The following is a 10,260-nucleotide window of genomic DNA, read 5'->3' as shown; positions in this document are numbered from 1 at the left end:
CTAACTCCTTATGTTTTCTTTGGTCGGAAATACATATTGAGTTTAGCACAGAAGGCTTTTTTAGTTGTCTAGCTTAATTTTACAATCGACGAGTATAAAAAAGCACAGAAAATATCATTCATTTTCTGTGCTTTAGTGTATCTAACCTTTATTCAGTTTCGCTTTCAGCTTTGCATTCTGTTCATCCAGTCTGCGTTTACGTTCGGCGTTGCGCTTTGCTAAACGTGCCTCTTCTTCTGGATCACGTTTTTGAGAAAGGCGTTTCTTCACTTTCTCCATCAGCTCATCTTCAGTAAGTGCTGCAAGTGGGCGATTGTTCACAAATGCGAAAGTTTTCTTACGACCTGGTCCGCAGTAAGACTGGCATGCAATTTCCACTTCAGCATCTGGATCTAACTTTTCTAATTTTGGTAACAACGTTCTTAAACACACACCTTGGCAGTCATCACATACCTGAAACTTATTACGCATTTATGTCACCCTTCCTGATTTATCTTCAATTTACTATTACGTTCAATCATGCGCTCGAAATATATATTATACAATGTCCACATATCGTTTGTCATCTCATTATTTGAAAGTGTTGCACCAAGTGCTTTCATCGCGAACAGTAATTTAAACAGTACTTCTTCAACAGATAGCTCTGTCTCAAGCAATTCTTCAAGGCTTGCCATGCACGATGAGTCAATATCCGGGTAATGAAACTTCGTTACCTCACCACGAAGTGCAATATCATAAAACTGACGCATCAGTTCGGCACGCTCACTGCCACTGCCTTCAATGCATAAATAAATCTGAACCGCAATTCCACCTTTAACACGGCGTTGCGATATGCCTGCAAACTTCTTGCCATCAATGCTTAAGTCATAACTCCCCGGACAATACGAGCGCGTAATTTCTTTCGCTTCAATACGTTTACCGTACGACGCAAACATCTCCTGTACAAGTTCATACATATATTCATAACCTGCATCAATCGAAAAGCTGATATCTCCTTTAAATATAAGAGAAATATTCAGCACACCTGCATCAAGCACAACACCTAACCCACCGGAATTACGCATAATGGCGCCATATCCCTTATTGTTTAAATACTCTATCCCTTCAGCGAGATAAGGCAATCTTGCATCATGAATACCAAGTATAACGACATGATTATGTACCCACGTTCTCACTACAGCATCATTACCTTGACCAACTAAATGACAGTACATATCATCAAAACTAAAGGACTGCATCGGCTGCAGTCCTGTCGTATGATCAACATATTGCCATTTCCCTTCGAAAATGGAACCTGTCATTATAGTGATTGTGCTGCAGTAATGATTGATAATGATACTACATCTTCAGTAGAACATCCACGTGATAAATCATTTACTGGTGCATTTAGTCCTTGTAAGATTGGTCCAACTGCATCGAATCCACCTAAACGTTGTGCAATTTTGTAGCCGATATTACCCGCTTCTAATGAAGGGAATACGAACACATTTGCATCACCTTGAATTGGAGACTCAGGTGCTTTTTTCGCTGCAACTGAAGGAACAAACGCTGCATCAAACTGGAATTCACCATCAATTACGACACCTTGTAAATCGCTTTCTGAAGCTAACTTCTCTTGTGCTAATTTCGTTGCTTCTGTTACTTTCTCAGTTTCAGGTGTTTTTGCTGAACCTTTCGTTGAGAAGCTTAACATTGCAACTTTCGGTTCCATACCGAATTGTTTTGCAGTCTTCGCTGATTCAATCGCAATCTCAGCTAATGCTTGTGAATCTAATTGAGGGTTAATTGCACAGTCACCCATAACGTACTGTTCTTCTCCACGCATCATGAAGAATACACCTGATGTACGAGATACGCCTGGCTTCGTCTTGATAATTTGTAATGCAGGACGTACAGTATCCGCTGTAGAATGCGCTGCACCTGATACAAGCCCCGCAGCATGACCAGCATATACCAACATCGTACCGAAATAGTTCGGATCCTTTAACATTTCAGTTGCTTGTTCTTCTGTCGCTTTACCTTTACGGCGCTCTACAAACTTCGCAATTAAGTCTTCACGTAATTCGCTCGTAGCTGGGTCCATTATTTCAATACCATCAATGGCAACACCTAAATTAGCAGCAAGTGTTTCGATTTCAGCTTTATTACCTAGAACGATAGGTGCAACTTTATCACCTTTATGTAACTCAACTGCAGCTTGTAATACTCTCTCATCGTTACCTTCAGGTAGTACAATCTTTACATTCTTCCCCGAAAGTTTCTCGTTTAATACTTCTAATAAATTAGCCATAATAGCCTCCCGAATGAATTAAATTATTTCCGTTCCTATTATAAACCTAATTGCGTTATTTTTCACGTCATCAATTTGTAGATTATAAGAAATTACTTATACCATTATATATGTTAGAATAAACATGATTAAATTTAAGGAGAGATGGATAATGAACGAAGCAGCAAAGACGTTAGACGGATGGTATAGTTTACATCTATTCTATGCAATCGATTTTACAAGCCTTAAAATTTTAGAACAAAATGAAAGAACTGCGATGGTTGAAGAATTCAAAGCGTTTATCAACACTTTAGAAGATAACCACGTTGCAAAAGAAGGTTCATACGCTTTATACAACATTACAGGACAGAAAGCTGACTTAATGCTCTGGTTATTACGCCCTGAAATGAAAGACTTAACAGCGCTTGAAAACAAATTCAATAAACTTGCAATCAGAGATTTCTTAATCCCTACATATTCATACGTTTCAGTAATTGAGTTAAGCAACTATTTAGCGGGTGACTCAAACGAAGATCCATATGAGAATCCACATATTAAAGCAAGATTATACCCGGAATTACCACGTTCTGAATATGTATGTTTCTACCCGATGGATAAACGCCGTCAAGGTGAAGATAACTGGTATATGTTAGATATGGATCACCGCAAAGGGCTTATGCGTTCACATGGCATGATTGGTCGTGGATATGCGGGCATCGTTAAACAATTTATCACGGGCTCTGTAGGATTCGACGATTATGAATGGGGTGTTACATTATTCTCAGACGATGTATTACAATTTAAGAAACTAGTATACGAAATGAGATTCGACGAAGTATCAGCACGTTACGGTGAGTTTGGCGGCTTCTACGTCGGAAACATTCTTACAGCAAATGACCTTCAGGATTTATTTGCCTTATAAAAATAATGCGTGTGTCAAAAGACACACGCATTATTTTTATTTATAAGCTTTCTCTACTTCTTCAATTTGTTTCACAATCGTTACTGCGCCACCGCTTGAGAAATACCATAAGTATGGATCTACTTCTACAACTTTATCCTCTTTAATTGCGTTAACATTTTTAATAACGTCATTTGATAACGCTTGTTCAGCTGAAGACTTACCACCTACAGCTACCCCACGGTCCATCGCAAAGATAATATCCGGATTCTTCTTGTTGATATATTCAAAGTTAATTACTTGTCCGTGGCCTTTTGCTGTAATATTTTGGTCCGTTTCTTTCACGCCTAATACATCATGAATAAACCCGAAGCGTCCGCCTTTACCAAATACAGAGAGTTCACCTTCATTTGCTAACACGAATAATCCTTTTTTATCTGATTTCTCAGTCATTGCTTTAACTTCTTTGATTTTTTTATCTATGTCTGCAATAAGCTTTTTAGTTTCTTTCTCTTTACCGAAGATTTTGCCGATATTTTCAGTATTCACTTTAATACTATCAATATAGTTCTTATCATCTGCACCAACGTAAACAATTTGTGCTTTCGGTGCTGCTTTTTTCATTTCATCCATTACCTTCTGGTTAGCCTGACGACCAGAGATTAAGATAAGATCAGGTTGTATTTCAGCTAATTTTTCAAAGTTTGGTTCTTTTAAGCTCCCTAAGTTTGCATACTTATCATCTTTATATTTTTTTAAGAATTCGGGTAAGCTACGGTTACCTTCACCTTTTGGCATGCCTTTTACGTTTTTATCCGCGCCAATTTCCTTTAATGTTGTAAGTGTTCCGTAATCAAATACTGCAACGCTTTTTGGGTTTTTTAATACTTCAACAGTTTCAGATACTTCTTTTGCGTCACTGCCGTCTTCTTTTTCACCACTTAAAGTATATTTATTATCGATTTTTACTGTTTCAGCTTTGTCATTTGAACCACCTGATGTTTTATCATCTGATTTAGAAGTATCCTTCGTTCCTCCACATGCTGCTAATATTAAAATTAATGATAATGTGATAACTAATCCAATAATACGTTTCATTTTCCAGTCTCCTTAGTTTTATGTATTTCCCCCGTTTTATCGCTGCCCATAGTAGTAATTACCCGGCAACACTCCTTTCAATGGTTTAAGCTTATACCGCCTGAACTTCTTCTATAAATTCATCTACTGTCATACTTTCATCATCAAAGTATACACAAATTTGCTGTCCGAATATGCATTCGATATTAATATCCATATCGTACACAGTCTTCAAGGTTTCTGTTGTGATACATTCGTTTTTCGTTCCGTCTAGTAATACTTCACCATCTTTAAGCGCAATGATATAGTCCGCATAGCAAGATGCGAAGTTGATATCATGTATCACAATGACAATCGTTTTACCTTTTTCGCGTACTAAACGACGTAATAGCTGCATCATTTGTACCGAATGTTTCATATCAAGGTTGTTTAATGGTTCATCTAGGAAGATATAGTCTGTATCTTGTGCTAATGTCATCGCAATATATGCGCGCTGTCTTTGTCCACCTGATAGTTCATCAAGAAATCTTGTCTCAAAAGACTCTAGCTCTAAATAGTCGATTGCTTCGTTAACGATGCGCTCGTCTTCTTTCGTAAGGCGTCCTTTTGAGTAAGGGAAACGTCCGAAGTTTACCAGATCTCTAACTGTAATCTTTAAGTTTGTATGATTGCTTTGCTTCAGTACTGCAAGCTGCATCGCGATATCGTCACTTTTCATCTTGCTAATTTCTGTATCGTTTAACTGTACTGTCCCTTTATCAAAATCAGACAGTCTAGTAATGGCTGATAACAATGTACTCTTGCCTGCACCATTTGGGCCAATAATCGCTGTAATTGCACCTTTCTTAATTTCTGTTGACACGTCTTTTAATATTGTTTTATTACCGATATTCTTATACAGATTGTTAACTTTAATCATGTGCGCCCTCCTTGAATAATAAATATATAAAGTAGATTCCTCCGACAAAGTTAATAAGTATCGTTATTTCTGTCGTTCCATCGAAGAAATATTGATTGATCATCTGGCCAAGTAACAATGTAATTGCTGAGACTGCAATTACGGAAATGATTAAATATTGGTGTTTAAATGTCTGCATGAGCTGATATGTTACGTTACATACAATAATACCTAAAAATGTAATTGGTCCTACAAGTGCAGTAGAAATACTGACAAGTATTGCAATCACAAGCAGCATATTACGCGTAAGTTTATCGACATTTACACCAAGATTGATTGCATGAGTCTTACCGAGGCTTAATACATCTAATTCATATGATTTCTTGTAAATATATATCAGTAATAGGATGATGAGTGCACAACTAATCATTAATAATTTCTCGTTCACCGTATTAAAGCTCGCAAACAGTTTATCCTGTAACAGCAAGAAGTCATCTGGATTCATGACCATATGCATGAAGCTTGATAAGCTTGAAAAACATGTCCCCATTACAATACCAAAGAGCAGTACAAAGTATACGGACGTATTCTTCTTAAAGACGAGATTGAACAAACCTAATGTAAAACCAATCATTAATATTACGGATACGAAGAAGTTCGTATATACGTTAAACACGACATCTCCCATCTTCCCGAATGAGAAGATGATAATCGTCTGAATAAATAAGTACACAGCATCTAATCCAATGACTGAAGGAGTTAATAAATGATTCTCAGTAATAGACTGGAATACGAGTGATGATACGCCAATTGCTGCACCTACAAGTAATATCGCTGCAAGTTTTCTTAACCTCGAAGGGAGGACATCATCAAGAATTGCAAAATTCAACTGAATCATCACAAACCCTATCATAAGGAGTAGCATTACAATAATGAGTGAGCTCGCCTTTTTCATTTGGTTAGACATATGACTTCCTCCTCTTCAGAAGAATCGCCATAAAGATAACACTTCCTACGATCCCAAGTGTGAGCCCAATCGGAATCTCATAAGGAAAGATAATTAGTCGACTAAAAATATCTGCTACCATAACAAGGATTGCACCAAATAGTGCAGTATATGGTAAAGCCTTATTCATATGATCGCCGACAAACAATCCGACGATATTCGGAATAATCAATCCTAAAAATGGTAATACACCTACCGTTACCACTACTGTTGCCGATACGATTGCTGCAATAATAACTCCTAAATTCATCATCTTCGCGTAAGATATACCTAAGTTTTTACTGAAGGACTCACCCATTCCTACAATTGTAAAGTGATGCGCAAAGAAGTAAATCAGTACTACCATAGGGATAATAACAAATAACACTTCATAACGCCCTTTCGTAATCATCGAGAAATCACCTACAAAGAAGTTAGAAATACTTTGCATAGCGTTAAAACGTAGTGCCATAAACGTCGCTAAACTTGAAACGATGTTACCAAGCATGAGCCCTACAAGGGGAATAAAGATAGCATCTTTAAACTTGATACGATTCACAATCCACATAAACATCATCGTACCGATAATTGCTGAAACAATACTGAATGATAATTTAACAAGTAGTGGCGCTTGTGCAAAGAATATCATTGCAATCAGTACACCAAACTTCGCAAAATCCATCGTCCCGGCTGTTGTTGGTGACACGAATTTATTACGTGTGAGCTGTTGCATCAATAAACCTGCTACACTTAGTGCGACACCCGCTAATATAATAGCAAATGTTCTCGGCAATCGACTGTTCAGCAAAATATTCTTTTGATTCTCATCCAAGTTTAGTAAATTTGATGGGCTTAAATCTACAACACCAATAAACATGGAAATTATAGATAAAACCAGCAACAGTAGTGTGGTGTATATTATTTTCATGAACAAAAGCTCCTGTCATCATTGATAATAGTTATCAATGAGAAAAATTCTCAATTACAATGTTATCAAATATCTCAAATAAATCAACAAGTATTTATAAAAAATACTTTATTGAATTACTATTCTTTATATTCTGATTTCATGATATATTGATAAAAACAATAAAAAGAGGTGGCGTTATGAATAAACATCATGGAGAACAAGCGCTCGAAAAAACGATAGGATTCTGGACTGCAATCACGGTAGTTATCGGAACCATCATTGGTTCAGGCGTGTTCGTTAAACCTTCTGTGGTGCTCAATCATGCAGGTACAAGCGATCTTGCAATTTGGGCCTGGGTTGTCGGGGGTATATTAACATTAGCAGCAGGTCTGACTATTACAGAAGTAGGCGCACAAATACCAAAAACCGGCGGACTATATGCTTATATTAGAGATATTTATGGTCCGTTCTGGGGATTTTTAACAGGTTGGATGCAGACTGTCATCTATGGCCCCGCAATTATTGCTTCACTTTCATTATTCTTCGGTATACTCGTAACGAACTTTTTTGGAATCGATCCAGGCTTAGGTATATGGATCGGCATCGCAGCATTTACTTTTCTTGTCATTCTTAATATTCTTGGTACAAATGCTGGCGGTGCGATGCAGACCTTCACTACAATCTGTAAACTGATTCCTGTATTTGCGATTATTGTCTTCGGTTTATTGTGGGGTAAAGAAGGTGTATTCGGTCATAACGTGACAAGCTTGATTGAAAATAAAGGAGAAATTAATTTCGGTCGTGCCGTTCTTGCTACGTTATTTGCATACGATGGATGGATTTTGCTGACAAATTTAACAGGAGAAATGAAGAATGCAAAACGTAACCTGCCACTTGCGATGCTTGTAGGATTAAGCGTTGTTACATTTGCATATGTACTCATTAATATTGCTGTCTTTAAAGTTATTCCTGCTGAAACGCTTGTTAGCCTTGGAAACACTTCTTCTGCCGAAGCGGCTAAAATATTATTCGGCGATCTCGGTTCTAAATTTGTTAATATTGGTGTCATTATTTCAATATTTGGTTGCTTGAATGGGAAAATCATGACTTTCCCTCGTATACCATTTGCGATGGCAGATGATAATTTATTACCGTTTGCGAAATTTATCAGCTATGTAAGTCCTAAATTTAAAACACCAATTGGTGCAATGATCACAATGTATGTTGTAAGCATGATTCTACTTCTACTTACGATTGTAATTCCTGAAATCGTCAATGCAGACTACTTATCTGAAATATGTATATTCGTAATTTATATCTTCTATATCGCCAGTTTTATCGGATTGTTTATATTACGTAAACAAACTAAAGGACAAAAACGTGACTATTCAGTACCACTATATCCAATCGTCCCTATCGTTGCGATGGGTGGTGGACTATTCATTATTATTAGTACATTAATGAGTGATTTCTTCGGTTCGATGCTCGGTGTACTTTTTGTAGTTATCGGAATCCCATTTTATTTCATGTTGCGCAAAAAACATGTTTAATATTGGTAATAACGGTTATATAACAATTAATAAATTATAGAAATGAGGCTATACTATGAAACGTTTAGTTCAACTAATCATTAAATTAAGTCCTATCTTAATCCCAATAGTAAAAAAACAATTAGAGAAACGTTCGCAACAACAAAATACGACACGTAAATATTAGGTCGTGACACGAGCGTTTAGACACGAAAAAAATCAAGAAAAAGGCAAGGAATTAATATTTTTAATTCCCTGCCTTTTTTTAATATTTTATTGCTGCTATCATCATCATAACCCAGCCTGCAATAAACAATACACCACCGATTGGAGTAATCGCACCAAGCACTTTAATTTGCGTTAATGCTAATACATAAAGTGATCCACTGAAAAATACGATGCCTAGCGTCATTAACCATCCTGCTGTATTTAAGTTCATCTTCGTAGTACCATTTAAAATAGCAATAACAATAATACCAAGTGCATGATACATTTGATACGTCGTTGCTTTATCCCATACGTCCATGTACTTCTCACTTAACTTACCTTCTAAACCATGTGCACCAAATGCACCAAGTGCTACTGCTAACATGGCGTTAACTGCACCTATAATTAAGAATAATTTCACATTAACATCCTCCTGTTATTTAAAAATCAAAGATTGAATCTCCATTACCAAAACCATCATCTGTTTTAATCTTACTATCGTTCGATACAACTTTAGCACCCATCATCTTCAGTTCTTCCGGTGAGATTGCTTCGTGTGTTCCTGTTTGTTTTACTGGTGGTGATTCTGCAGGCATATATGCAGGTTTATTAGTTATCGATTTCGTTTCGCTTTGCCCAATATTTGCCATCAATTCTATCGCATAGAGATGTTTATTAAATTCTACAACAGTTGAAGCGCGTTTAAGCGCTTCAACTTCTTCAGACAATTTTTGAATGAGTTTAGTATTCATTGAATATCCTCCCTTCCCCAATCTATCGGTGTCTTATTGTGTGCGACCAAATATTCATTTATCTGACTATATGGTTTTGATCCAAAGAATCCTCTATAGGCACTCAATGGACTTGGATGGACACTTTTAATCACTTTATGTTTTGACCTATCAATCAAAGGTTCAAGTTTTTGTGCGGGTGCTCCCCATAGTATGAATACTACATTTTCTCTATAGCGCGAAACAGCTTTTACAATTTCAGTTGTAAACTGCTCCCACCCAATACCTTTGTGCGAATGTGCCTGGCCACCTATAACGGTTAATACATTATTCAATAATAACACACCTTCATATGCCCACCCTGTCAATTCACCTGTGTGCCTTTGAATGTTTAGATCGTTTTCCAGTTCTTTATACATATTACGCAATGATGGCGGAAGTTTTGTACCGTCCATCACTGAAAAAGCTAGGCCGTGTGCCTGATTTGGGCCATGATAAGGATCTTGACCTATAATTACAACTTTAACATCATTAAATGGGGTAAACTTAAACGCGTTATATATATTCTCGCGTGCTGGATATACCGTCTGTGTTGCATATGCTTTTTCTAATATTTCATCCATTTTATCAAAGTTATATTTCTCTTTAATTTCATGAAAAATCTGCTCCCATTCCATACTATACACCTCATATATATTATAAATATATCATTTTGAATTAAACGTATTCATGATATGATATTAACAAACAAAC

Annotated in this window: 12 protein-coding genes; 2 read left to right on the top strand and 10 right to left on the bottom strand. The window is 36.7% G+C overall.

Going from position 1 to position 10,260, the window contains the following annotated elements:
- Positions 1-141: 141 nt before the first annotated feature.
- The 3 genes from CD152_RS06665 to pta are packed head-to-tail and all read right to left on the bottom strand — an operon-like array spanning position 142 to position 2,290.
- Positions 142-471: a YuzB family protein gene (locus tag CD152_RS06665; protein WP_086039284.1), complete on the bottom strand. Its 330-nt coding sequence runs from the start codon at positions 469-471 to the stop codon at positions 142-144.
- Between the two features lie 5 nt (positions 472-476).
- Positions 477-1,301 carry a lipoate--protein ligase family protein gene (locus CD152_RS06660; protein ID WP_101141153.1) on the bottom strand — a complete coding sequence of 275 codons (825 nt, stop codon included), beginning with the start codon at positions 1,299-1,301 and terminating at the stop codon, positions 477-479.
- A complete protein-coding gene (gene pta / locus CD152_RS06655; protein WP_101141155.1) occupies positions 1,301-2,290 on the bottom strand; it encodes a phosphate acetyltransferase in 990 nt (329 codons plus the stop codon). Before pta ends, CD152_RS06660 begins: the two co-directional genes overlap by 1 nt.
- A gap of 151 nt (positions 2,291-2,441) precedes the next feature.
- Here pta and hemQ point away from each other — a divergent pair, with 151 nt between their 5' ends.
- Positions 2,442-3,191, top strand: a complete 750-nt coding sequence (gene hemQ / locus CD152_RS06650; RefSeq protein ID WP_101143348.1) for a hydrogen peroxide-dependent heme synthase — start codon at positions 2,442-2,444, stop codon at positions 3,189-3,191.
- 36 nt (positions 3,192-3,227) lie between these two features.
- On the opposite strand, the gene CD152_RS06645 is transcribed toward hemQ, so the two are convergent.
- The 4 genes from CD152_RS06645 to CD152_RS06630 all read right to left on the bottom strand — a co-directional run bounded on the left by CD152_RS06645 (position 3,228) and on the right by CD152_RS06630 (position 7,058).
- On the bottom strand, positions 3,228-4,268 hold the full coding sequence (locus CD152_RS06645) for a ferrated catecholamine ABC transporter substrate-binding lipoprotein SstD (protein ID WP_101141159.1): 1,041 nt from the start codon (positions 4,266-4,268) through the stop codon (positions 3,228-3,230).
- A 91-nt stretch (positions 4,269-4,359) separates the two neighbouring features.
- On the bottom strand, positions 4,360-5,166 hold the full coding sequence (locus tag CD152_RS06640) for an iron ABC transporter ATP-binding protein (RefSeq protein WP_015912335.1): 807 nt from the start codon (positions 5,164-5,166) through the stop codon (positions 4,360-4,362).
- Entirely contained in the window at positions 5,159-6,112 is a 954-nt protein-coding gene (locus CD152_RS06635) for an iron chelate uptake ABC transporter family permease subunit (protein WP_103214546.1), read from the bottom strand. Before CD152_RS06635 ends, CD152_RS06640 begins: the two co-directional genes overlap by 8 nt.
- Positions 6,105-7,058, bottom strand: a complete 954-nt coding sequence (locus CD152_RS06630) for an ABC transporter permease (protein ID WP_157819699.1) — start codon at positions 7,056-7,058, stop codon at positions 6,105-6,107. The genes CD152_RS06635 and CD152_RS06630 overlap by 8 nt, the downstream gene beginning before the upstream one ends.
- A gap of 179 nt (positions 7,059-7,237) precedes the next feature.
- On the opposite strand from CD152_RS06630, the gene CD152_RS06625 reads away from it, so the two are divergent.
- Positions 7,238-8,590: an APC family permease gene (locus CD152_RS06625; RefSeq protein ID WP_103214545.1), complete on the top strand. Its 1,353-nt coding sequence runs from the start codon at positions 7,238-7,240 to the stop codon at positions 8,588-8,590.
- A gap of 244 nt (positions 8,591-8,834) precedes the next feature.
- Here CD152_RS06625 and CD152_RS06620 read toward each other — a convergent pair whose 3' ends face one another.
- From CD152_RS06620 to CD152_RS06610, 3 genes are read right to left on the bottom strand one after another with little or no spacing between them, the layout of a single operon-like run.
- Entirely contained in the window at positions 8,835-9,197 is a 363-nt protein-coding gene (locus CD152_RS06620) for a DUF423 domain-containing protein (protein ID WP_101141163.1), read from the bottom strand.
- Positions 9,198-9,216: 19 nt separating this feature from the next.
- Positions 9,217-9,528 (bottom strand): DUF5327 family protein, encoded by a 312-nt coding sequence (locus CD152_RS06615; protein WP_101152094.1) that lies wholly within the window; start codon positions 9,526-9,528, stop codon positions 9,217-9,219.
- Positions 9,525-10,193 (bottom strand): uracil-DNA glycosylase, encoded by a 669-nt coding sequence (locus CD152_RS06610; protein WP_269669114.1) that lies wholly within the window; start codon positions 10,191-10,193, stop codon positions 9,525-9,527. Before CD152_RS06610 ends, CD152_RS06615 begins: the two co-directional genes overlap by 4 nt.
- Positions 10,194-10,260: the final 67 nt, after the last annotated feature.

It is taken from the genome of Macrococcoides caseolyticum, from assembly GCF_002902665.1.
Classification (GTDB): domain Bacteria; phylum Bacillota; class Bacilli; order Staphylococcales; family Staphylococcaceae; genus Macrococcoides; species Macrococcoides caseolyticum.
This window is presented reverse-complemented; position numbering and strand designations above follow the sequence as displayed.

Coding starts and splice junctions, on each gene's coding strand:
- CD152_RS06665 (WP_086039284.1), bottom strand. CDS start 471: ATGCGTAATAAGTTTCAGGTATGTGATGACTGCCAAGGTGTGTGTTTA.
- CD152_RS06660 (WP_101141153.1), bottom strand. CDS start 1,301: ATGACAGGTTCCATTTTCGAAGGGAAATGGCAATATGTTGATCATACG.
- pta (WP_101141155.1), bottom strand. CDS start 2,290: ATGGCTAATTTATTAGAAGTATTAAACGAGAAACTTTCGGGGAAGAAT.
- hemQ (WP_101143348.1), top strand. CDS start 2,442: ATGAACGAAGCAGCAAAGACGTTAGACGGATGGTATAGTTTACATCTA.
- CD152_RS06645 (WP_101141159.1), bottom strand. CDS start 4,268: ATGAAACGTATTATTGGATTAGTTATCACATTATCATTAATTTTAATA.
- CD152_RS06640 (WP_015912335.1), bottom strand. CDS start 5,166: ATGATTAAAGTTAACAATCTGTATAAGAATATCGGTAATAAAACAATA.
- CD152_RS06635 (WP_103214546.1), bottom strand. CDS start 6,112: ATGTCTAACCAAATGAAAAAGGCGAGCTCACTCATTATTGTAATGCTA.
- CD152_RS06630 (WP_157819699.1), bottom strand. CDS start 7,058: ATGAAAATAATATACACCACACTACTGTTGCTGGTTTTATCTATAATT.
- CD152_RS06625 (WP_103214545.1), top strand. CDS start 7,238: ATGAATAAACATCATGGAGAACAAGCGCTCGAAAAAACGATAGGATTC.
- CD152_RS06615 (WP_101152094.1), bottom strand. CDS start 9,528: ATGAATACTAAACTCATTCAAAAATTGTCTGAAGAAGTTGAAGCGCTT.